23 protein-coding genes are annotated in these 20,206 nt (G+C 62.4%); 12 read left to right on the top strand and 11 right to left on the bottom strand.

The features are described 5' to 3' along the window. Window positions 1-55: 55 nt before the first annotated feature. A complete protein-coding gene (gene sutA / locus ACIOVD_RS07965; protein WP_095164825.1) occupies window positions 56-382 on the top strand; it encodes a transcriptional regulator SutA in 327 nt (108 codons plus the stop codon). Between the two features lie 211 nt (window positions 383-593). Here sutA and ACIOVD_RS07960 read toward each other — a convergent pair whose 3' ends face one another. The 6 genes from ACIOVD_RS07960 to ACIOVD_RS07935 are packed head-to-tail and all read right to left on the bottom strand — an operon-like array spanning window position 594 to window position 5,210. Beyond that, a complete protein-coding gene (locus ACIOVD_RS07960) occupies window positions 594-1,298 on the bottom strand; it encodes an HAD family hydrolase (protein WP_401127037.1) in 705 nt (234 codons plus the stop codon). Continuing rightward, window positions 1,295-2,194 carry a tyrosine recombinase XerC gene (xerC, locus tag ACIOVD_RS07955; protein ID WP_401127035.1) on the bottom strand — a complete coding sequence of 300 codons (900 nt, stop codon included), beginning with the start codon at window positions 2,192-2,194 and terminating at the stop codon, window positions 1,295-1,297. The genes ACIOVD_RS07960 and xerC overlap by 4 nt, the downstream gene beginning before the upstream one ends. Before the next feature lie 2 nt (window positions 2,195-2,196). Further along, entirely contained in the window at window positions 2,197-2,922 is a 726-nt protein-coding gene (locus tag ACIOVD_RS07950; RefSeq protein WP_095164819.1) for a DUF484 family protein, read from the bottom strand. 13 nt (window positions 2,923-2,935) lie between these two features. Next, window positions 2,936-3,766, bottom strand: coding sequence for a diaminopimelate epimerase (dapF, locus tag ACIOVD_RS07945; protein ID WP_095164817.1), 831 nt, complete (start codon window positions 3,764-3,766; stop codon window positions 2,936-2,938). Window positions 3,767-3,770: 4 nt separating this feature from the next. Further along, window positions 3,771-5,018 (bottom strand): diaminopimelate decarboxylase, encoded by a 1,248-nt coding sequence (gene lysA / locus ACIOVD_RS07940; protein ID WP_095164815.1) that lies wholly within the window; start codon window positions 5,016-5,018, stop codon window positions 3,771-3,773. Window positions 5,019-5,027: 9 nt separating this feature from the next. Next, window positions 5,028-5,210, bottom strand: coding sequence for a lipoprotein (locus ACIOVD_RS07935; protein ID WP_095164813.1), 183 nt, complete (start codon window positions 5,208-5,210; stop codon window positions 5,028-5,030). Between the two features lie 239 nt (window positions 5,211-5,449). On the opposite strand from ACIOVD_RS07935, the gene cyaY reads away from it, so the two are divergent. From cyaY to rnk, 3 genes are all read left to right on the top strand, one after another. Beyond that, window positions 5,450-5,782 (top strand): iron donor protein CyaY, encoded by a 333-nt coding sequence (cyaY, locus tag ACIOVD_RS07930; protein WP_095164811.1) that lies wholly within the window; start codon window positions 5,450-5,452, stop codon window positions 5,780-5,782. Window positions 5,783-5,786: 4 nt separating this feature from the next. Next, entirely contained in the window at window positions 5,787-6,011 is a 225-nt protein-coding gene (locus ACIOVD_RS07925; RefSeq protein WP_095164809.1) for a DUF1289 domain-containing protein, read from the top strand. A 147-nt stretch (window positions 6,012-6,158) separates the two neighbouring features. Next, window positions 6,159-6,569 (top strand): nucleoside diphosphate kinase regulator, encoded by a 411-nt coding sequence (gene rnk, locus ACIOVD_RS07920; protein ID WP_095164808.1) that lies wholly within the window; start codon window positions 6,159-6,161, stop codon window positions 6,567-6,569. Window positions 6,570-6,576: 7 nt separating this feature from the next. Here the strand turns inward: rnk and ACIOVD_RS07915 are convergent, their stop codons facing one another. The 3 genes from ACIOVD_RS07915 to ACIOVD_RS07905 form a co-directional block, all read right to left on the bottom strand. Further along, window positions 6,577-9,426, bottom strand: a complete 2,850-nt coding sequence (locus tag ACIOVD_RS07915; protein WP_401127032.1) for a class I adenylate cyclase — start codon at window positions 9,424-9,426, stop codon at window positions 6,577-6,579. Between the two features lie 184 nt (window positions 9,427-9,610). Next, window positions 9,611-9,856 carry a TIGR02647 family protein gene (locus ACIOVD_RS07910; protein ID WP_095164804.1) on the bottom strand — a complete coding sequence of 82 codons (246 nt, stop codon included), beginning with the start codon at window positions 9,854-9,856 and terminating at the stop codon, window positions 9,611-9,613. Between the two features lie 107 nt (window positions 9,857-9,963). Beyond that, window positions 9,964-10,263 (bottom strand): hypothetical protein, encoded by a 300-nt coding sequence (locus ACIOVD_RS07905; protein WP_095164803.1) that lies wholly within the window; start codon window positions 10,261-10,263, stop codon window positions 9,964-9,966. Window positions 10,264-10,388: 125 nt separating this feature from the next. Between ACIOVD_RS07905 and ACIOVD_RS07900 the strand changes: the two genes are divergently transcribed. Next, on the top strand, window positions 10,389-11,048 hold the full coding sequence (locus tag ACIOVD_RS07900) for a glutathione S-transferase (RefSeq protein ID WP_401127029.1): 660 nt from the start codon (window positions 10,389-10,391) through the stop codon (window positions 11,046-11,048). Window positions 11,049-11,100: 52 nt separating this feature from the next. On the opposite strand, the gene argH is transcribed toward ACIOVD_RS07900, so the two are convergent. Then, complete coding sequence (argH, locus tag ACIOVD_RS07895) at window positions 11,101-12,495, bottom strand: argininosuccinate lyase (protein ID WP_095164800.1); 1,395 nt, start codon at window positions 12,493-12,495, stop codon at window positions 11,101-11,103. Window positions 12,496-12,965: 470 nt separating this feature from the next. Here argH and ACIOVD_RS07890 point away from each other — a divergent pair, with 470 nt between their 5' ends. The 7 genes from ACIOVD_RS07890 to rsd all read left to right on the top strand — a co-directional run bounded on the left by ACIOVD_RS07890 (window position 12,966) and on the right by rsd (window position 19,362). Continuing rightward, window positions 12,966-13,712: a LytTR family DNA-binding domain-containing protein gene (locus ACIOVD_RS07890; RefSeq protein ID WP_095164799.1), complete on the top strand. Its 747-nt coding sequence runs from the start codon at window positions 12,966-12,968 to the stop codon at window positions 13,710-13,712. Window positions 13,713-13,848: 136 nt separating this feature from the next. Continuing rightward, the gene (gene hemC, locus ACIOVD_RS07885) at window positions 13,849-14,790 is read left to right on the top strand and encodes a hydroxymethylbilane synthase (RefSeq protein WP_159998546.1); all 942 of its coding nucleotides are present in this window, start codon (window positions 13,849-13,851) and stop codon (window positions 14,788-14,790) included. Then, window positions 14,787-15,551, top strand: coding sequence for a uroporphyrinogen-III synthase (locus tag ACIOVD_RS07880; protein ID WP_095164795.1), 765 nt, complete (start codon window positions 14,787-14,789; stop codon window positions 15,549-15,551). Before hemC ends, ACIOVD_RS07880 begins: the two co-directional genes overlap by 4 nt. 16 nt (window positions 15,552-15,567) lie before the next feature. Then, entirely contained in the window at window positions 15,568-16,707 is a 1,140-nt protein-coding gene (locus tag ACIOVD_RS07875) for a uroporphyrinogen-III C-methyltransferase (protein ID WP_401127026.1), read from the top strand. After that, window positions 16,704-17,942 carry a heme biosynthesis protein HemY gene (locus ACIOVD_RS07870; RefSeq protein ID WP_095164791.1) on the top strand — a complete coding sequence of 413 codons (1,239 nt, stop codon included), beginning with the start codon at window positions 16,704-16,706 and terminating at the stop codon, window positions 17,940-17,942. Before ACIOVD_RS07875 ends, ACIOVD_RS07870 begins: the two co-directional genes overlap by 4 nt. A gap of 232 nt (window positions 17,943-18,174) precedes the next feature. After that, window positions 18,175-18,726, top strand: a complete 552-nt coding sequence (locus ACIOVD_RS07865) for a disulfide bond formation protein B (RefSeq protein ID WP_095164789.1) — start codon at window positions 18,175-18,177, stop codon at window positions 18,724-18,726. Window positions 18,727-18,903: 177 nt separating this feature from the next. After that, complete coding sequence (gene rsd / locus ACIOVD_RS07860) at window positions 18,904-19,362, top strand: sigma D regulator (protein ID WP_095164787.1); 459 nt, start codon at window positions 18,904-18,906, stop codon at window positions 19,360-19,362. A gap of 67 nt (window positions 19,363-19,429) precedes the next feature. Here rsd and ACIOVD_RS07855 read toward each other — a convergent pair whose 3' ends face one another. Further along, a complete protein-coding gene (locus ACIOVD_RS07855; protein WP_401127024.1) occupies window positions 19,430-20,095 on the bottom strand; it encodes an FKBP-type peptidyl-prolyl cis-trans isomerase in 666 nt (221 codons plus the stop codon). Between the last annotated feature and the right edge of the window lie 111 nt (window positions 20,096-20,206).

The following is a 20,206-nucleotide window of genomic DNA, read 5'->3' as shown; positions in this document are numbered from 1 at the left end:
AGACGACGAAGCTGGGCTATAACTAATCTGCTTTTCGCAAGTCATGAGGTAGAACATGAGCGACGATGATCTGGAAAACGACGACCTCGAAGTAGGCGACGAAGACGAGGCCGAAGAAGGCCTTGAAGCTGCGGCGGAAGACGTTGCTGACGACGATGGTGGCGACGATACGCCGGCCCCGACCGCCAAAGGCAAGGCCAAGGCTGCGGTGTCGGTAGACGAGCTGCCGAGCGTTGAAGCCAAGAACAAGGAGCGTGATGCTCTGGCCCGCGCGATGGAAGAGTTCCTGGCCAAAGGCGGCAAGGTTCAGGAAGTCGAGGCCAACGTGGTGGCCGATCCACCAAAGAAGCCTGATAACAAGTACGGCAGCCGGCCTATCTAAGGGTCTGCACTGTGTTTGTTGAAAAAGCCCGCCGTCGCTGCGGGCTTTTTTATGGGTGGTGGTGGGTGGATCCGTTGCTGCGGTAACGGCTGCTTAGGGTTTCGCCCTTACGTGAACTGCCCCCCCAATCCCCCGTAGCAGCTGCCTAGCCCGCGAGGCTGCGTTCGAGGACGCAGTCCTCGCCGGCTTCAATGCTGCCACAAGCTCGGGCTTAACGCAGCTCCGACCAGCGTGCCAGCAACTCCGGCAGTTCTGTCAGGCAACGAATCTCGGCATCCGGTGCCTGGTCTGCTTCCCATGCCTTGCCCGCCGGGTTGAACCAGATTGCGCGCAACCCCGCTTGCTGGGCCCCGGCGATGTCATCACCGGGATGATCGCCGACATGCACCGCATTGGCGGCAGTGGTTGCACCGCGCTGCAGGGCTTCGTGGAACAGGCGGGCATCGGGCTTGGCGATGCCGATGTCTTCGGCGCACAGGGCAAACTTGAAGTAATCGGCCAGCCCCAGGCGGCGTACGTCGGCGTTGCCGTTGGTGACCACGCCCAGGGCGTAGCGGTTGCGCAGGATCTCCAGTGTCGGTTGCACCTCGGGGAATATCTCGAGCTGGTGCCGTGCGTGCAGGAAGACTTCGAAGGCCTGTTCGGCCAGTTCGCTTGCCTGTGGGGGGGCGTAGCCGGCTTCTTCCAGGGCGTGCAGCAACACCCGGCGGCGCAAGGCGCTGATGCGGTGTTTGAGCTGCGGTTCGAGGCCCAGTACCCGTTCACGGATGGCCCACAAATGCTCGACCGGCAAGGCGCCCAGGACCGGCGTGTGCTCGGCCAGCCACTGGCGCAGTACGGCTTCCGCGCTGACGATTACTGGGGCGGTGTCCCACAGGGTGTCGTCGAGGTCGAAGGTGATCAGTTGGATTGTCATTGCTCATCGCCCTTGATGCGTTTGGCCCGAGGGTGGGCGCTGTCGTAGACCGTGGCCAGGTGCTGGAAGTCCAGGTGGGTGTAGATCTGGGTGGTCTTGATGTCCGAGTGGCCAAGCAACTCCTGCACGGCGCGCAAGTCTTGGGAAGACTCCAGCACGTGGCTGGCGAAGGAGTGCCTGAGCATGTGCGGGTGCAGGTTCTGCCCCAGCTCCCGCTCGCCTGCGGCCTTGACCCGAAGTTGCACGGCGCGTGAACCGAGGCGTCGGCCTTTTTGGCTGACGAATAGCGCATCGTCCTGCGGATTGGCCAGGGCGCGCAAGGGCAGCCAGCACTCGAGGGCCTCGCGGGCTTTCCTGCCGATGGGCAGCACCCGGGTCTTGCTGCCCTTGCCGAGCACTTGCACCAGGCCATCCGCGAGGTCGAGCTGGTCGAGGTTCAGGCCGGTGAGCTCCGACAGGCGCAGGCCACTGGAGTAGAACAGCTCGAGAATCGCCTGGTCGCGACGGGCCAGGAAGTCGTCCTCGACGGCCCCTTCGAGCAGTTGCAGCGCGCGGTCGGTGTCGAGGGTCTTGGGCAGGCGTCGCTCGCCTTTGGGCGGGGCCAGGCCGTTGGCCGGGTCGTGGTCGCACAGGCCTTCGCGGTTCAGGTAGTGATAGAGCCCGCGCACGGCCGACAGCAAGCGCGCCAGGCTGCGCGAGGACTGGCCCTGGGCATGCAGGCGCGCGACCAGGCCGCGCAGGCGCTGGATGTCCAGCGCGCTCCAACTGCCGATGTGCAGTTTCTCGCAGTGTGCCAGGACCTTGTTCAGGTCACGGCGGTAGGCTTCAAGCGTGTGCGGCGACACCTGACGCTCACTGCGCAGGTGCTCGCAGTAGGCGTCCAGTTGCCGTTCCATGGTCAGCGCACCGAGCGCAGGGTGCTGTTGACCCGTGGCAATACGCGGCCCATGACTTCGGCGATGTAGCTGAGGAACAGGGTGCCTACCGAGCTCTTGTAGTGCTGCGGATCGCGGCTGGCGATGGCCAGCACGCCATGCAGGCCCTGGTGACTGATGGCAACCACGGCCGTGGAGCCGATCTGCAGGCGTTGTTCTTCGCCAAACAGGAAGTCCAGTTCATGCTCGCGCAGGGTGCCGCTGACGCTTTTGCCTTCGGACAGCAACCCGCCAATGGCCTTGTGCGCTTCGGCGTCGCTGACCCAGCGGCCGACCGGCAAGGGCTCGTCGCTGAACAGGATCAGACTGACAAAGGGCACCTGGAAGTCCTGGCGCAGGCTGTCTTCAACACTGATGACCAGGTCATCCAGGCTGTTGGCGTCCATCAGGGCGAGGATCAGGCGGCGGGTCTTGTCGAACAGCCGATCGTTGTCGCGGGCGACATCCATCAACTGCGAAAGACGGTGGCGCATCTCGATGTTGCGTTCGCGCAGGATTTTCATCTGCCGCTCGACCAGCGAGATGGTATCGCCACGCTGGTGCGGTATGCGCAGGGCCGGGAGCAGTTCTTCGTGCTCGACGAAGAAATCCGGATGAGCCTCAAGGTACGCGGCAATCGCCGCCGCCTCCAGGCTCTCGGAAGGGCATTCGTCGGGCTGCGGGGCTGGAACCTTGGGCTGATCAGTCATGGATTTAGCTCACTCAAAGACGCACTTGTCCTTCGTATACGCGTACTGCCGGACCGGTCATCATCACCGGTTGGCCAGGACCTGCCCATTCAATGGACAAGCGCCCGCCGGGCAGGTCGATCAATAGCGGCGAATCCATCCACCCCTGGCTGATCGCGGCCACTGCAGCGGCACAGGCGCCGGTACCGCAGGCCTGGGTTTCCCCGGCGCCCCGCTCCCAAACGCGCAACTGCGCACGATTGCGGTCGATGACCTGGAGGAAACCGACGTTGACCCGTGCCGGAAAGCGCGGGTGATGTTCGATCTTCGGCCCCAGTGCATGCACCGGCGCGTTGTTGATGTCGTTCACGCGCAGCACAGCGTGCGGGTTGCCCATGGACACCGCGGCCAACTCGACGGTCTGGCCGTCGACCTCGACCGGGTAGCTGTTGGCTTGCGCGTCGGCCTGGAACGGAATGTCCGCTGGTACCAGGCGTGGTGCCCCCATGTTGACGCTGATCTGACCGTCATTGCGAATATCGAGTTCGATTATGCCGCTCTTGGTCTCGACGCGGATCTGGCGCTTGGCCGTCAGGCGCTTGTCCAGCACAAAGCGGGCGAAGCAGCGCGCGCCATTGCCGCATTGCTCCACTTCGGAACCGTCGGAGTTGAAGATCCGGTAACGGAAATCCACCTCCGGGTTGCTCGGTGCTTCGACAATCAACAATTGGTCGAAGCCGACACCGGTGTGGCGGTCACCCCATTGCTTGGCGTGCTTGGGCAGAATGTGCGCGTGCTGGCTGACCAGGTCGAGGACCATGAAGTCGTTGCCCAGGCCGTGCATCTTGGTAAAACGCAGCAGCATGGGTTTACTCCGGCAGCAGGCTTTCGCCAGCAAACAACTCGGCTACCGTCTCGCGGCGACGCACTTCGAATGCCTGATCACCGTCCACCAGCACTTCGGCGCAACGGCCGCGGGTGTTGTAGTTGGAGCTCATGACAAACCCGTAGGCACCGGCCGAATGCACGGCCAGCAAGTCGCCTTCTTCCAGCGCCAGTTGACGATCCTTGGCCAGGAAGTCACCGGTTTCGCAGATCGGGCCGACGATGTCGTAGGCGCGTGCCGCAGTGTCGCGTGGGCGCACGGCCGTGACGTCCATCCAGGCCTGATACAGCGCCGGGCGGATCAGGTCGTTCATGGCCGCGTCGACGATGGCGAAATCCTTGTGTTCGGTGTGCTTGAGGTACTCGACCTGGGTCAGCAGCACGCCGGCGTTGGCGACGATGAAGCGGCCCGGCTCGAACACCAGCGCCAGGTCGCGACCGTCGATACGTTCGCGCACGGCCTTGATGTAGTCGGCAGCCAGCGGTGGCTCCTCATCGCGATAACGCACACCCAGGCCGCCACCCAAGTCGATGTGGCGCAGGTAGATTCCGCAATCGCTGAGGCGGTCGATCAGCGCCAGCAGGCGGTCGAGGGCATCAATGAAGGGGGGCAGGGTGGTCAGTTGCGAACCGATGTGGCAATCGACGCCGACCACTTCCAGGTTCGGCAGTTGGGCGGCGCGCACATAGACGTCTTCGGCGTCGGCGATGGCGATGCCGAACTTGTTTTCTTTGAGGCCGGTGGAGATGTACGGGTGGGTGCCGGCATCGACGTCCGGGTTCACGCGCAGCGAGATCGGTGCACGCACACCCAACTCGGCGGCCACCACTTGCAGGCGCTCCAGCTCGTCGGTGGACTCGACGTTGAAGCAGTGCACGCCGACTTCCAGGGCGCGGCGCATGTCGTCGCGGGTCTTGCCCACGCCGGAGAATACGATCTTGTCGGCCGCACCGCCTGCAGCCAGGACCCGTTCCAGCTCGCCACGGGAGACGATGTCAAAACCGGCGCCCAGGCGCGCCAGGACATTCAGTACGCCCAGGTTGGAGTTGGCCTTGACCGCGAAGCAGACCAGGTGCGGGGTGCCAGCCAGGGCATCGGCATACGCCAGGTACTGGGCTTCGATGTGCGCACGGGAGTAGACATAGGTGGGGGTGCCAAAGCGCTCGGCGATGGCGGACAAGGCAACACCTTCCGCGAACAGCTCACCGTCACGGTAGTTAAAAGCGTCCATGATGTTCCCTTAGTAGGTGCTGTTGCTGTTGCTGTGTTCGTGCGCTTTGGACTGCGACGATTTGGCCTGTTCATCTGCAGGCTTGCTGTCATCGGGCAGGTACAGCGGGCCTTTTTGACCGCAGGCCGATAACAGGCAGGTAAAAGCGACGAGCGAAGCGAGCGCAGCAAGGGAAGAGATCAGGCGCTTCATGGCGAAATCCTTGAGAATGCGTTAATTGCGCCGGAGTATACCGGCCACCCGGCAGCTTGCCTATGCGACGGGCCACCCGTCCGGCGGGCCTTTGCCCGTGGCTTGCGATCGAGCAGACAATGGCAGGCGGTTATTGGTCCACCTTGCCCGGTGCTTGGTCGGTATCCTTTGCAATCGCCGGGGCGCGTCCGTATCTTGCGGCGCTTGAGCGTAAGTAGACACTTTTTGAGGTTGCCGCAATGAGTTTGACTGAAGCCCGTTTCCACGACCTGGTCGATGCCACCCAGCAGACACTGGAAGATATTTTCGACGACAGCGGCCTGGATGTTGATCTGGAAAGTTCGGCTGGGGTCCTGACCGTCAAGTTCGAAAGCGGCAGCCAGTTGATCTTCAGCCGCCAGGAGCCACTGCGCCAGTTGTGGCTGGCAGCGGTGTCCGGCGGGTTCCACTTCGACTACGACGAAGAAAGCGAGCGCTGGATGTGTGACAAGAGCGAAGAGCAACTGGGCGAAATGCTCGAGCGCATCGTCAAGCAGCAAGCCGATGCCGAGCTCGACTTCGAAGGTCTCTGACAGCGTGACCGAACCTGCCCCCGTTCGTGCGCCCAAGCCGCTGTACAGCAATGTCAGCCCGGCCGTGCCATCGCCCTGCACCAATGTCTGCCGGCTGGATGAGGAAAAAGTCTGCAAGGGCTGTTTCCGCCATGTCGAAGATATTCGTGAATGGCGTTCGGCGGACGATGAACGACGCCGGGTGATTTGCGCCCAGGCGCACAATCGCCGCGCCCACGTCGCTCGGTAGGCGCCACCTGCCGCGACCGGCTTGTATATTTTTTGAGCTGTGATAGTGTCCGGTTACGCCTCAACCCATCGAGGCGCGTGAAAACCCCGCCTGTTTTATGGCGGGGTTTTGCTTTTTTCGTGCAGAAGAAAGGAGTCTGCCTGAATCATGACCGTACCTTCCATCACTCTTACCCGTCTGGACGTACAACGTCTGGAGCGCCTGATCGACAGCCTGGATGACACGCTGCCGGGCGTGATCGCGCTGCAAACCGAACTGGATCGCGCCGATACTCTGGTCGGTCACGATGAGGTGCCTGCCGATGTCGTAACCATGAACTCGCGTGTTCATTGCCGTGAAGAAAGCGGCGGCAAGGACTATCATCTGACCCTGGTCTACCCCAAGGACGCGAATGCCGATGAAGGCAAGATTTCCATTCTTGCGCCGGTCGGCAGTGCACTGCTGGGCCTGAAGGTTGGCCAGCACATCGACTGGCCAGCACCGGGTGGCAAGACCCTGAAGCTGACCCTGCTCGAAGTCGAGAACCAGCCAGCCAATGGCGGCGATTTCTCCCTCTGAGAAGGCTTCAAACCTGTTCGAGCGCCTTGTTCAAAGCGCGCTCCAGGTCTGCCTTGTAGCGCAGGTACAGATTGCTCGAGCCGGGGCTGTCAGCCAACAGCCCTGACAGATCCAGGTCGGTGATATAGCAGCGATAGGGCTGCATCTCCCGGCGACGCCCGACTATCTCCCGCGCCACCACGGCAAACAACTGATCGCCGTACTCCAGTTCGCTGTACTCCCGTTGATTGCAATACAGGGTGACCTGCACCTTCCCCGGCGCAGCTTTGCCGACAATCGCCTGCACGTCATAGAACGGCCTGTCGGCGGGGATCTGCGGTGCTGGCTGCGGCTCTACCCGGCGGGCCCGCCCCGTGCCCGCGGGCAGTAACTGGTAGTAGTGGATGTCCAGCTGCGGCAGTGGCTGCGTGGCGTCCATGGGCAGCATGGCGTCGCGGCGAAACAGGATCGACTGCACGAACCGCTGCAGGGGCACCAGCAGGCTGTTGTCATCGTGATAGGGCTGGCGCTGGTACCACATGGCGTTGAACTCATCCAGCACATACAGCTCGGCCCCGCTGTCGCCGACGCGGTAGAACACTTGAATGCAGCCCGGCTGGCCCATGGGCAGGATCAGCGCCAGGTCGTGTTCTTCCAGGGCCATTGGGTCCAGGTGCAGCGGGCTGTAGGCGGTCTGTTCCTGGCCCAGGTAATCGAGCAGGGCGGGCAGGGTGCCCAGGGCCATATGCCGGACCTGGCCGGGTACCAGCTCCAGCGCGTGGTAGTGCTGCTGGACCTGGATCAGGTAGCGCTGGTTGAGGTCGCTCAGCAACAGGTGCTGCGCGGTGTCGAAGATCTCCTCGACCCGCCGGGCAATGAACTGTGCGCGGTTGTGGCAGAAGCACTGGACCCGCAGGCGCGGCTGCCGGGGGCCTTGGGGCAAGTGGTTGAGGTAATCGCGCAGGCAGTCGAGCAGGGCGTGGGGCCCGTCATGACGATTGACCAGCACTTCATTCCAGCTGTTGAGCGTGACCTGGTCGAGGGTCAGTACCAGGTTTTCACGGACCCCGGCATAACTCAGCGAGTCGGTGCGCTCGGTGGTCATCAGGATGTTCAGGTCGCGGTGATGCTTGAGTGGGTCGATGCCCACGTTCACCAGAATCAGCACCTCGGCTGGCTCGATGGCACGCAGCAGTTGCTCCTCGTCGACGCTGGCCAGGGGCGGGGCGATGGTCTGCTGCAGGCTGCCCAGCAGGTTGAACAGCTCGAACTCACTCAGGTCGCTGTTGCCTGGGTGCAGCGCCAGGCGGGTACTGCTGTCGATCACGCCGTTTCGGTGGCACCAGGTCAGCAACTCGAGGAGGTGGCTGCTGCGTTTGAGCGGCGCGAAGTGTTCCCACTCCAGGTTACCCAGGCTGCCGTTGTACAGCCCCCAATGGGTCTGCCCGGGGGCTTTTTTGTTGGCCGACTGCACCAGCGTCAGGGTGTCTTCGGCCAGGTCCGGGGCAATGCCCGGGTTGATGAACTCGACCTTGTCGGCCTTGCGTTCGAAGGCCGCATAGAGCCGGCGGCCGAGTACATTGAGGTCGCGTTTGTTGATCAGGCTGACGCTGCGTTCAGTGCGGGCAAACTGGCTGAGGAAGCGATAGCTGTAGTTGAGCTCGTTGACCAGGGCCCGACGCTCGGCACTGACCTGGCGGACCTTCCACTGGCTGCGGCTGTCGAGCAATGCCAGTTGTCGATGGTCCCAGCGCCACTCCTCGGCCAGCCGTTGCAGGAGCTGGCTCTGCCAGCGGCTGTTGCGTTGAGCGCTGGTGCCGGTGAGCTTGCGGTTGACCTTGAGGTACAAGGCGCGTCGCACCAGCTCCAGGCGTTCCGTTTCGCCCCGGGCGTTGAGGTATTGCTCGATACGGCGGTACACCATGATGTAGGGGTCGAGTTCGTCCAGCTCCAGGCGGTTGGCGAACACCGCTTGCTTGAAGCGCAGGCTCAGGCATTCGACCTGCGGATGCTCACTGGCGTAGACCTCGATCAGCAGCAACTTGAGCACCGACTTGTAGGGCGACTCGATGCCTTTGAACAGTTGCCAGAGCCCGGCGCCGATGAATTCCCCGGGCGGAATGTGCGCCAGGTGACCGAGGTCGAGGGTCTCCTCGGCGCGCACAAAACGCTTGGACAACAGGGTGTGGGTGTACAGCTCGTAGCCGGGCTCTTCATACACCGGTACCAGCCACCAGATTGGCGTGCGCCCGGCAAGCCAGATCGCAGTGCGATAGAACTCGTCCAGCAGCAGATAGTGCTGGCTGGTGCCGCAGTCTTCGGAGCTGAGCTGGCTATCGCGCTCGCCGCGGACAAACCGCTGTGGCTCGATCAGGAAGCAATGGGCCTCGGCGCCCTGGCTGGCGGCCCAGGCTTCGAGCAACTGAGCCTTTTTTCCCAGTTCAGCGAGTTCGTCCGCGCGAAGGTCCGGGGCGTGGCAGATCCACAGGTCCATATCGCTCTGATCGGCCTGGGCCAGGGTGCCGAGGCTGCCCATCAGGAACAGGCCGTGAATCGGCTGTGGCGGGTTGCCGCGACGGGCCTTGTAGGAAAAGGATCGGGTCAGGCGCTGCGCTTCCGCGAGGGTGCTGGCATCAGGTTCGAAATTCGCCACGCCGGCGGGGGTGCTGCTCGAGACGTAGCCCGGCAACAGGGGATGATTGACATGGAAAAACAGCGGCAGCAGCTTGAGGACCATTTGCTGGCGCGGTGTTAACCCTTCCATGGCCCGGGCCATGCGGCCGTTATTGAGCGTGAGGAAGCGTGCGCGCAACTGGCTGAGAACCTTGCGATCGATTCCCTCGTCCAGGTCGGGGCGGATTTCATGGGTGCGGGTCATGTCAGCTCAAACCGGCTCGCAGTCAACGAACGTGGGAAAGTTTCAGGTGCTGGGGCAGTCTACAGCCTCGCGCACAGGACTTTTAAGCTGATTGTTGATTTCTGGCGCCAAACATCTATCGGTTGGCGACAGTCTGCCCGCGGAAATCCCGATGCAGGGGTTCCCGTGGGCGATACCGGTGTCGTTATGCGGTTTCTTCGACGGACAGGATGGTCAGTACAGTCTGCACATTCTGCGCGGCGTCACGCCCCAGGCTGGTCAGATACCCGCCATCGGGTTGATCGATCAATTCTTTTTCGAACAGGCGTTGTGCGGCAGCAATAGCTTTCGGGGCAGCGGTCTGATGAATTTTCAAACCTTCCTGGGAACTGTCCAGGTTGAAGAGTGCAAGGATTTCCAGTTCGGCAACCAGCTCAGGGGTAAGCGACATAAGGACTCCAGACTTTCTAGGAATATGACTGTAGCGCCCCTAAGGTGAACGCACTCGGGCGAGCTGTCCAGTGTTGGCTGCGGGCTTTTCGCCCGCCCGGGTGATTCTTATTTCTTTTCCGGCGGCAGCTCGGGTAGGGCGCGCAGGGCAGCTTCGTACCACTGGGTGTCGAACGCGCGGTCTTCTTCGAGGATCGCGTCGATTTCCACCGCCAGCACGTGGGCCATCAGGCTGAGGATTTCCTCGCGCTCGTAACCCACCAGGGTCAGTTTGTTGAAGGTGGCTTTGGCCGCGGGCGGGTTGTCGCTTGCGATCTGGTTTTCGATGGCTTCGACCAGGGTGTTCTCGGCGAACTCTTCGTCGTCGATGTCGTCGTTCGTATTGGTGCCGGGGGTCAGCTCGCTCATGGCAGGCTCCTCAAGGTAAGGCCAGCAGTTTACCTGCATTCAGCGCCGTGATGCTGCTGGCGAGAGTGCCCCTGAGGATCTATAACAGTCGCTGCCAACCCCCTGCACGGCCTGGAGGCTTTGTGATGCTCAAGCTTTATGGTTTTTCCGTCAGCAATTACTACAACATGGTCAAACACGCCTTGCTGGAGAAGGGCCTGGCATTCGAGGAGGTCGCCTTTTATGCCGGTCAAAGCCCGGAGGCGTTGGCGATCAGCCCGCGCGGCAAAGTGCCGGTGCTGGGGGTCGAACAGGGATTTATCAACGAAACCAGCGTGATCCTGCAGTACCTCGAAGACACCCAGGGAGGTACTGTGCTGTTATCCAAGGCGCCGTTCGAGCGGGCCCAGGTGCTGGCACTGGCCAAGGAAATCGAGTTGTACATCGAACTGCCGGCCCGCGCGTGTTTCGCCGAGGCGTTTTTTGGCATGCCGGTACCTGACGCGATCAAGGAAAAAGCCAAGGGCGAGCTGCTGCTGGGTATTGCGTCCCTGGGGCGGCACGGCAAGTTTGCTCCCTACGTGGCGGGTGACAGCCTGAGCATCGCCGACCTGTACTTCCTGTACAGCGTCAGCCTGGCCTGTGCGGTGGGGAAAAAACTGTTCGAGCTGGACCTGTTGGCAGAGCTGCCGGCGGCCAGGGCATTGCTGGAGCGCTTGCAGGAAACGCCGATTGCGCAGCGCATCAATGCCGACAAAGAGGCGGGGATGCCTGCATTTTTGGCGATGATCGCTTCAAAGAAGTGAAGCTTTCGCTGGCGAGCCGCAAGCGGGCGTCGCCAGCGAAGCTTCCAGCGATTTAGCGACTGGCCAACAGCGCCTGGCCGCGAATCACCGCCGCCTTCACCTGAGCCGGTGCAGTGCCGCCAATGTGGTTACGGGCATTGACCGAACCTTCCAGTGTCAACACGGCGAATACGTCCTGCTCAATCTGGTCGCTGAACTTGCGCAGCTCCTCCAAGCTCATTTCCGCCAGGTCCTTGCCACTTTCCACGCCGTACTTCACGGCGTGACCGACGATTTCGTGGCAGTCACGGAACGGCAGGCCGCGGCGTACCAGGTAGTCGGCGAGGTCGGTTGCGGTGGAGAAACCACGCAGGGCCGCTTCACGCATGATGGCGTGTTTTGGCTTGATCGCCGGGATCATGTCGGCGAAGGCCCGCAGCGAGTCGCGCAGGGTGTCGGCAGCGTCGAACAGCGGTTCCTTGTCTTCCTGGTTGTCCTTGTTGTAGGCCAGGGGCTGGCCTTTCATCAGGGTCAGCAAGCCCATCAGCGCGCCGAACACCCGGCCGCTCTTGCCGCGCACCAGTTCCGGAACGTCGGGGTTTTTCTTTTGCGGCATGATCGAGCTGCCGGTGCAGAAGCGATCAGGCAGATCGATGAACTGGAACTGCGCACTGGTCCACAGCACCAGTTCTTCGGAGAAGCGCGACAGGTGCATCATGGCGATGCTCGCGGCGGCGCAGAATTCGATGGCGAAGTCGCGATCCGAGACGTTGTCCAGCGAGTTGCCGCCCACGGCGTCGAAGCCCAGCAGTTGTGCGGTCAGCTCGCGGTCGATCGGGTAGGTAGTGCCAGCCAGCGCGGCGCTGCCCAACGGCATGCGGTTGGTGCGCTTGCGGCAGTCGACCAGGCGCTCGTAGTCACGGCTGAGCATTTCGAACCAGGCCAGCAGGTGATGTCCGAAGGTCACTGGCTGCGCGGTCTGCAGGTGCGTGAAGCCCGGCATGATGGTCTCGGCTTCGCGCTCGGCCTGCTCCAGCAGGCCTTTTTGCAGGCGAGTGATTTCAGCCAGGATCAGGTCGATCTCGTCGCGTAGCCACAGGCGGATATCGGTCGCTACCTGGTCGTTACGGCTGCGGCCGGTGTGCAGCTTCTTGCCGGTGACGCCGATGCGGTCGGTCAGGCGCGCTTCGATGTTCATGTGCACGTCTTCGAGGTCGATGCGCCAGTCGAAGGTACCGGCCTCGATTTCACCCTGGATGGTGCGCAGGCCGTCGATGATGCTGTCGCGCTCGGCGTCGGTCAGCACGCCGACCTTGGCCAGCATGGTGGCGTGGGCGACGGAGCCCATGATGTCGTGGCGATACAGGCGCTGGTCGAAAGTGACGGAGGCGGTGAAGCGGGCGACGAAGGCGTCGACGGGTTCACTGAAGCGGCCGCCCCAGGACTGATTGGTCTTGTCAGTGCTCATGAATTCGCTCGTGATCGGCTGAAGGAGAATGGCGTAAAAACCTGCGGCGGATAATAACAGGGTTGCCAATCGTGTCGTTGACGCTGGTCGATACGTTTTTTCCTGATGGAGGGCCATACTCAAGAGGTCGCCGCCACGAATGCGCAACGATATTTGTCAATTGCCCACTTTTGGCACGGCGAGCGTCTACAGTTGCACGTTAGGAGCCGCGCGAACGATACGCGCAGGGCTCAGACGCCAGGCCGAAAACCAACGAGCGGGGTGTTCATATTGGCTACCAACATTCCCTGCGGTGATGCCTGGCCAGGACTGATTTTGAACGCGTCTGCACCGGCACCGATAAATATTGCTGTCCGACGTGCGGCACTTTTTGGCGCTCGCGCTAGTCTTAGCGTGGATCGCGGTGACGGATGTCACTTCACCTGTCTACGCTATCCTTGTGCGAGACTCACGCAGGAATCCAGCGCAATATGAATGTCCTGATCGTTGATGACGAACCCCTAGCCCGCGAGCGCCTGAGCCGTATGGTCGGCGAACTCGAGGGATACAGTGTCCTGGAGCCCAGCGCCACCAATGGCGATGAGGCGTTGACCCTGATCGACAGCCTGAAACCTGACATCGTGCTGCTCGATATCCGTATGCCCGGCCTGGACGGGCTGCAAGTCGCTGCCCGCTTGTGCGAGCGTGAAACGCCACCAGCGGTGGTGTTCTGCGCAGCCCAGGATGAATTTGCCATTGAGGCCCTGCAAGCCAGCGCAGTGGGTTACCTGGTCAAGCCGGTGCGTTCGGAGCAACTGCTCGAAGCCCTGAAAAAGGCCGAGCGGCCCAACCGGGTACAGCTCGCGGCTCTGACCCGCCCGGCGGCCGAAAGCGGCAGCGGGCCACGCAGCCATATCAGCGCCCGTACCCGCAAAGGCATCGAGCTGATTCCGCTGGGGCAAGTGGTCTATTTCATTGCCGACCACAAATACGTGACCTTGCGCCACGAAGGCGGCGAAGTGCTGCTGGATGAACCCCTCAAGGCCCTCGAAGACGAATTTGGCGACCGTTTCGTGCGCATCCACCGCAATGCGCTGGTGGCCCGCGAGCGTATCGAGCGTCTGCAACGTACGCCACTGGGGCATTTCCAGCTGTTTCTCAAAGGCCTCAACGGCGATGCGCTGATTGTCAGCCGGCGCCATGTCGCCGGTGTACGCAAGATGATGCAACAGCTGTAGAGCGTGTCGGGCAACGATTACGCGGCCTTTTCGCGGGCAAGCGAGGCCAGGGAGGCCGCGCTGTTTCTGATACAAGTCAAAGCGAATTTGGCTGAGCTGTTATTATCCGCCGTATCTATTCAGTACGGATTGATCCATGTCCCCTCGCGAAATCCGCATCGCTACCCGCAAAAGTGCCCTGGCCTTGTGGCAGGCCGAATACGTCAAAGCTCGTCTGGAGCAGGCTCATCCCGGCCTGATCGTGACGCTCGTGCCCATGGTCAGTCGCGGCGACAAGCTGCTTGATTCGCCCCTGTCGAAGATCGGTGGCAAGGGCTTGTTCGTCAAGGAACTGGAAACCGCGCTGCTCGAAAACGAAGCCGACATTGCCGTGCACTCGATGAAAGACGTGCCCATGGACTTCCCCGAAGGCCTGGGCCTGTTCTGCATCTGTGAGCGCGAAGACCCGCGCGATGCCTTTGTCTCCAACACCTACGCCAGCCTCGACGCGTTGCCCCAGGGCAGTGTGGTCGGCACTTCGAGCCTGCGTCGCCAGGCACAACTGCTGACCCGTCGTCCGGACCTGCAGATCCGCTTCCTGCGGGGCAACGTCAACACGCGCCTGGCCAAGCTGGATGCCGGCGAGTACGACGCGATCATCCTCGCCGCAGCGGGGCTGATTCGCCTGGGCTTCGAAGACCGCATCAGCGACTCGATCAGCGTCGACGACAGCCTGCCGGCCGGTGGCCAGGGCGCCGTGGGTATTGAATGCCGCAGCGCGGACAGCGAGATTCACGCGCTGCTGGCGCCTCTGCATCACCAGGACACTGCTACCCGGGTCACTGCCGAGCGCGCCCTGAACAAGCACCTCAATGGTGGTTGCCAAGTGCCGATCGCCTGTTACGCCGTGCTTGAAGGCGAACAGCTCTGGTTGCGTGGCCTGGTCGGCGATCCGAACGGTGGCCTGTTGCTCAGTGCCGAGGCCCGTGCGCCGCGCGCCGCTGCCGAGGCCTTGGGTGTGCAAGTGGCCGAAGACCTTCTGCGCCAGGGTGCCGATGACATTCTGAAAGCGGTCTACGGTGAGGCAGGTCACGAGTGACCGGCTGGCGCCTGCTGCTGACGCGTCCGGCAGAGGATTCGGCGGCACTGGCGAGCCTGCTGGCCGAACAGGGGATTTTCAGCAGCAGCTTGCCGCTTTTGGAAATGGCACCCCTGGCATTGACTGACACAATGCGTGCGGTGATCGACGGTTTCGACCGTTACTGCGCGGTGATAGTGGTCAGCAAACCGGCGGCCAAAATGGGCCTGGCCCTGCTCGAGCAACGCTGGTCGCCGTTACCACGCTTATCGTGGTTCAGCGTCGGCGCGGCGACGGCCCAGGTTCTGCAGGCACACGGCCTGGACGTCAGCTTTCCGCTGGAGGGCGATGACAGCGAAGCGTTGCTGCAGGTCAGGCAGTTGCGTGAGGCGATCGCGCAGCCCGCCGCGCGCGTGTTGATCCTGCGCGGCGAGGGTGGGCGCGAGCTGCTGGCTGAGCGTTTGCGCGAGCAAGGTGCTAGTGTCGATTACCTGGAGGTGTACCGTCGCGACTTGCCGCAGTACGCCGAGGCGGCCTTGCCTGCGCGGATTCAAGCGGAACGCTTGAACGGCCTGGTGGTCAGCAGTGGACAGGGTTTTGCGCACCTGCACCAAATGGCCGGTGATGCCTGGCCGGCGTTGGCGCAGTTGCCCTTGTTTGTGCCGAGCCCGCGTGTCGCCGAGATGGCACGGGCGGCAGGCGCCCGAACAGTTGTGGATTGTCGTGGTGCCAGTGCCACGGCCTTGCTAACGGCGTTGGGAGCAACCCGACCCGTTCTCTAATGCAAAGGATGGATACGTGAGCGAAACAGCCTTGCCTAAAGATGACGTCCAGCCCGCGCTCGAGGCGCCGGTTGAAACTGTGAACAGCCCAGAGCCACGCCGGGGTAACGGGCTGGCGATTCTGGCGTTGTTGGTGGGCGCCGCGGGCGTGGCCGTTGGCGGCTGGGGCGTCTGGCAGATGCGCAGCCTGCAGGCCAACACCCAGCAACAAGTGGCGCAATTGCAGGCGCTGAGCGACCAGGCGCAAGGCCTCAAGCTCAATGAGCAACGCCTGACGACACGCCTGGAGCAATTGCCGGGCGCCGACGAACTGGACGCCCGGCAGCGCCTGGTCACCCAGTTGCAAGGCGACCAGCAGCGCTTGAACCAGCGATTGGAAACCGTGCTGGGGGCCAGTCGCAAGGACTGGCGTTTGGCTGAGGCCGAACATTTGTTGCGCCTGGCCAGCCTGCGTTTATCCGCCCTGCAAGACATCAGCAGCGCCCGGGCATTGGTCCAGGGTGCTGACGAAATCCTTCGTGAGCAGAATGATCCCGGTGCCTTTGCGGCCCGCGAGCAGCTCGCCAAGAGCCTGGCAGCGTTGCGCAGCACCGAGCAGCCGGACCGCACCGGGTTGTTCCTGAAGCTGGGCGCCTTGCGTGACCAGGTGGCAGAGCTCACCGAACTGGCGCCCGAGTACCACGACCGCGGCGACTCGCTGCTCGGCCTGACCGCCGATGGCGATGGGGCCAGTCGCTGGGCGCAGTGGTGGGATCAAGTCTCGCGCTACATCCGCATCGATTTTAATGCCGACAAAAACATCCGTCCGTTGCTTGCCGGCCAGAGCCTGACCCAAGTCCGCCTGGCCTTGAGCCTGGCGATCGAGCAGGCGCAATGGGCCGCGCTCAACGGTCAGGCGCCGGTCTACAGCCAGGCGCTGACCGAGGCACGGGATGTGCTCAAAGGCAGCTTCAATCAGGACAACCCGCAAAGCCAGGTGATGCTTGAACAGCTCAATGAGCTGAGCCAGCAGCCGGTCACGGTGCTGACCCCTGATCTGGCGACCACCTTGAGCGCGGTCCAGGGTTATCTGGAGCGGCGTAACGTGAATGCCGAGGAGTCGGTCAAACCTGCGGCCAAGGCCGCTGCGGGCGCTACGCCGGAGACCAGTCCATGAAACGTCTCTATGTGATTGTGTTCCTGGTGATCGCCGCCGCTGGCGCTTTGGGGCTGGCGATTGCCCAGCACTCTGGGTACGTACTGATCGCCTACAAGACCTTCCGTTATGAGTCGAGCCTGTGGGCGACCTTGCTGCTGGTCGCGCTGATCTGGCTGGTGCTGTGGGGGATCAAGGCCCTGGTCGAGTTGGTGGCGGTCTCCAGCGGTGTAGTCAACCCCTGGTCGAACCGCAACCGCAGTCGGCGGGTTCAGGTGGCGATCGAACACGGTCAGCTGGATCTCGCCGAAGGCCGCTGGGCGAGCGCCCAACGCCACCTGCAGCGGGCCGCCGAAGCCGAGCGCCAGCCGCTGCTCTACTACCTGGGTGCTGCCCGGGCAGCCAATGAGCTGGGGCGCTATGAAGAAAGCGACAACCTGCTGGAGCGCGCCCTGGAGCGCCAGCCCCAGGCCGAGTTGGCGATTGCCCTGAGCCACGCGCAATTGCAGACCGACCGTGGCGATACCGACGGCGCCATGGCCACGCTGCTGGCCATGCACGAACGTCATCCCCACAGTGTTCAAGTGCTGCGCCAATTGCAGCGCCTGCATCAGCAACGTGGCGATTGGTCCTCGGTGATCCGCCTGTTGCCCGAGCTGCGCAAGGACAAGGTCTTGCCGGCCAGTGAACTGGCTGAGCTGGAGCGGCGGGCCTGGGGTGAAAACCTGACCCTGGCGGCGCGCCAGGAAGAGGGTGGGGCCGTGGGCTTGCAATCGCTCAATCGCGCCTGGCAGCAACTGACTTCGGCCCAACGCCAGGAACCACAACTGGTGCTGGCCTATGCCGAGCAGTTGCGTCAGCTGGGCGCCGAGGTCGAAGCCGAAGAGGTCCTGCGGGCAGCCCTCAAACGTCAATACGACAGCCACCTGGCGCGCCTGTATGGGTTGTTGCGCGGTAGTGATCCGGCGCGCCAGTTGCAGACTGCCGAGGGTTGGCTGAAGCAGCACCCCGACGATCCGAGCCTGTTGCTGACTCTCGGTCGCCTGTGTCTGCAGACCAGCCTGTGGGGCAAGGCGCGAGACTATCTGGAGAGCAGCCTGCGTCTGCAGCGCAATCCGGAAGCCTGTGCCGAGCTGGCGCGGCTGTTGGCTCAACTGGGTGATACCGACCGCAGCAATCAACTCTTCCAGGAAGGGCTGGGGCTGCTGGATGAGCGCCTGTTGGCTTCACCGTTACCGGTTCCCGTTCGCGCGTAGGATGGAGTCAGGCAGGGCCGTCCAAAAGGGGCGGACCTGCCGTGTCACGAAGGCCGGATTACACCTCGATCTTCGCGCTGTAGGCGCAGTCTTACAGTGGGCTACATGGAGTCCTGCTGCGCCTGTTGGCATTTCCCTACGTTCTTGTCGAAGTCTCCACGCCCCCCCGCCTTGAAAGGCCTCAGCGCTTTCCTCTACCGTAATGGCCTGTCCCTTCTTCTACGGATAAGCCATGTCTTTGGCCTGCTCACGCTCCTTGTTCTTCATGGCGTTCCTTGCTGGTGCCATGGCCTTGGGCGCTTCGTATTATCTGGAGTACGCCATCGGCCTCGAGCCTTGTGGCCTGTGCATGCTGCAGCGGGTCTGTCTGCTGCTGTTCACGCTGGTCTGCATGAGTGCTGCCTTGCATGGCCCCCAGCGCCTGGGCAGCGTCGTGTACTGGCTGGCGGGCCTGACCTGTGCCGGTGCGGGCACGGCCATCGCGTGGCGCCAGGTGCTGTTGCAAAGTGACCCGGTCAAGCAATTGGTGGCCTGTGCGCCAGAAACCCTGGGCTATTCACCCGACACTCCGTTGTTGTGCCTGCTCAAGCGAATGTTCAATGGCACTGTCGATTGTGCGCATATTTCCTGGTCGCTGTTCGACCTGAGCATCGCTGAGTGGAGCCTGATGTTTTTTGTCGCGGTGCTGATTCTCGCCACTTACCAAACTCTGCGACTGGTCTGGTATGCCTGTCAGCGACCGTCCAGCGGCGAGTCGTCGCACCCGGGCTGGACAACGGATTAAACACTTGTATGAACTTTATCTCCTGCGTACCTTGAAGCAGTTGGCGTGCGAGCATAATCTGGCCCGCACGTGTCATTGGATTCATGTTGCTCGATGGTGCCTTGCCTGGCCGAACCTTGATCCTCAAGTCTTGCGGCCAGCGCGGGTGGCATTACCCAAAAGGGAAGAGAGATCACCATGCTCGAAAGTTGTCAGAATGCTCAGGAACGCTGGGGTGGAGTGCACCTGCTGATCGATCGCTGGTTGCAGGAGCGTCACGAGCTGGTTCGGGCCTATGATGCTCTCGGTGCCAAGCCCGAGGCGCTGGGCGACAATCGACAGCCTTTACAGGAGTTCTGCGGGGTCCTGGTCGACTACGTCTCTGCCGGCCATTTCGAGATCTACGAACAGCTCACCGGCGAGGCCAAGGCGTTTGGCGACAAGCGCGGTCTGGAGTTGGCTGAAACCCTCTACCCACGCATCGACGTCATCACTGAAAAGCTGCTGGCGTTCAATGATCTGTGCGATGCCGGCAAGTGTGTTGCCGAGAAGTTCAAGGAGCTGGGTGGCTTGCTCCACGAGCGCTTCGAACTGGAAGACTGCCTGATCGAAGTGCTACACACCGCCCACAAGGAAGAGGCTCCGGCACAAGCCTGAACCTTGAGCGGTTGGTAACCTCCAAAACGGTGCGCATGGCGCGCCGTTTTGCGTTTTCGCGGATTGATCAGCCGGAGACGCCGAGCAGCTCCACTTCAAATACCAAGGGTGTAAACGGGGCGATCAGGTCTGCGGCGCCGTCGGCACCATAGGCCTGTGCCGAAGGAATCACCAGGCGCCATTTTGCCCCCACCGGCATCTGCTGCAGGGCGGTGCGCCAACCACGAATCACGCTGTCGAGACTGAACCATTGCGGCTGCTCGTTCTGATCGAACACCGTGCCGTCGGGTAGCCTGCCAATGTAGCGAACCTGGACCTTGTCATGGGGGCCGGCCTTGGCGCCGCTGCCGGCAACTTGCTCGGTCAGCAGAATGCCGTCCGCCAGTTCGCGCACGCCCGGGCGGGACTTTTCGCTAGCCAGAAAACGCTGCTCCGTTTGCAGGGCAACTTCACTTTGCGGTACGCCTGGCCGCTCGCTCATTCGTGCTTCGTGCTCGGTCAGGATCCGCTCGATCTGCTGGTCGTCGAGCGCCAGCGGCTTGCCTTGATAGGCCTGTTGCAAGCCTTCGATCAGTGCTTGGATCTGCAGGTTGGGAGCCTCCTGGCGCAGGCGTTCACCCAGGCTCGCACCGAGGCTGTAGGCGAGATCATGAGCCTCATCCCCAGGTTTTTTTTCAGCAGCCTGCGCCATTGAAAAAATCAGGCACAGGGGTAAAAAAAGCAGACGCGACATGAGCATTCTCCAGCGTGGAATGCGCAGGATTATGCCAGTGAGAATGCCTCGGTCGGTGAACTGCTTTGAGGTGCAGGCGGAACATTTTCAGTTCCGTGCAACCCACGGCAA

Origin of the sequence: Pseudomonas sp. NPDC087626, from assembly GCF_044743405.1 — a bacterium.
Taxonomy (GTDB): domain Bacteria; phylum Pseudomonadota; class Gammaproteobacteria; order Pseudomonadales; family Pseudomonadaceae; genus Aquipseudomonas.
Note: the sequence above shows the minus strand (reverse complement) of the source record. Positions and strands in the feature narration are given on the sequence as shown.

What these genes read in the sequence shown, in the direction of transcription:
- ACIOVD_RS07960 (WP_401127037.1), bottom strand. Translation starts at nt 1,298, where the DNA reads ATGACAATCCAACTGATCACCTTCGACCTCGACGACACCCTGTGGGAC.
- ACIOVD_RS07900 (WP_401127029.1), top strand. Translation starts at nt 10,389, where the DNA reads ATGCTCAAGCTTTATGGTTTTTCCGTCAGCAATTACTACAACATGGTC.
- argH (WP_095164800.1), bottom strand. Translation starts at nt 12,495, where the DNA reads ATGAGCACTGACAAGACCAATCAGTCCTGGGGCGGCCGCTTCAGTGAA.
- ACIOVD_RS07865 (WP_095164789.1), top strand. Translation starts at nt 18,175, where the DNA reads ATGTCTTTGGCCTGCTCACGCTCCTTGTTCTTCATGGCGTTCCTTGCT.
- ACIOVD_RS07910 (WP_095164804.1), bottom strand. Translation starts at nt 9,856, where the DNA reads ATGTCGCTTACCCCTGAGCTGGTTGCCGAACTGGAAATCCTTGCACTC.
- sutA (WP_095164825.1), top strand. Translation starts at nt 56, where the DNA reads ATGAGCGACGATGATCTGGAAAACGACGACCTCGAAGTAGGCGACGAA.
- ACIOVD_RS07915 (WP_401127032.1), bottom strand. Translation starts at nt 9,426, where the DNA reads ATGACCCGCACCCATGAAATCCGCCCCGACCTGGACGAGGGAATCGAT.
- cyaY (WP_095164811.1), top strand. Translation starts at nt 5,450, where the DNA reads ATGAGTTTGACTGAAGCCCGTTTCCACGACCTGGTCGATGCCACCCAG.
- dapF (WP_095164817.1), bottom strand. Translation starts at nt 3,766, where the DNA reads ATGCTGCTGCGTTTTACCAAGATGCACGGCCTGGGCAACGACTTCATG.
- hemC (WP_159998546.1), top strand. Translation starts at nt 13,849, where the DNA reads ATGTCCCCTCGCGAAATCCGCATCGCTACCCGCAAAAGTGCCCTGGCC.
- xerC (WP_401127035.1), bottom strand. Translation starts at nt 2,194, where the DNA reads ATGGAACGGCAACTGGACGCCTACTGCGAGCACCTGCGCAGTGAGCGT.
- rsd (WP_095164787.1), top strand. Translation starts at nt 18,904, where the DNA reads ATGCTCGAAAGTTGTCAGAATGCTCAGGAACGCTGGGGTGGAGTGCAC.
- ACIOVD_RS07890 (WP_095164799.1), top strand. Translation starts at nt 12,966, where the DNA reads ATGAATGTCCTGATCGTTGATGACGAACCCCTAGCCCGCGAGCGCCTG.
- lysA (WP_095164815.1), bottom strand. Translation starts at nt 5,018, where the DNA reads ATGGACGCTTTTAACTACCGTGACGGTGAGCTGTTCGCGGAAGGTGTT.
- ACIOVD_RS07935 (WP_095164813.1), bottom strand. Translation starts at nt 5,210, where the DNA reads ATGAAGCGCCTGATCTCTTCCCTTGCTGCGCTCGCTTCGCTCGTCGCT.
- ACIOVD_RS07905 (WP_095164803.1), bottom strand. Translation starts at nt 10,263, where the DNA reads ATGAGCGAGCTGACCCCCGGCACCAATACGAACGACGACATCGACGAC.
- rnk (WP_095164808.1), top strand. Translation starts at nt 6,159, where the DNA reads ATGACCGTACCTTCCATCACTCTTACCCGTCTGGACGTACAACGTCTG.
- ACIOVD_RS07950 (WP_095164819.1), bottom strand. Translation starts at nt 2,922, where the DNA reads ATGACTGATCAGCCCAAGGTTCCAGCCCCGCAGCCCGACGAATGCCCT.
- ACIOVD_RS07855 (WP_401127024.1), bottom strand. Translation starts at nt 20,095, where the DNA reads ATGTCGCGTCTGCTTTTTTTACCCCTGTGCCTGATTTTTTCAATGGCG.
- ACIOVD_RS07870 (WP_095164791.1), top strand. Translation starts at nt 16,704, where the DNA reads ATGAAACGTCTCTATGTGATTGTGTTCCTGGTGATCGCCGCCGCTGGC.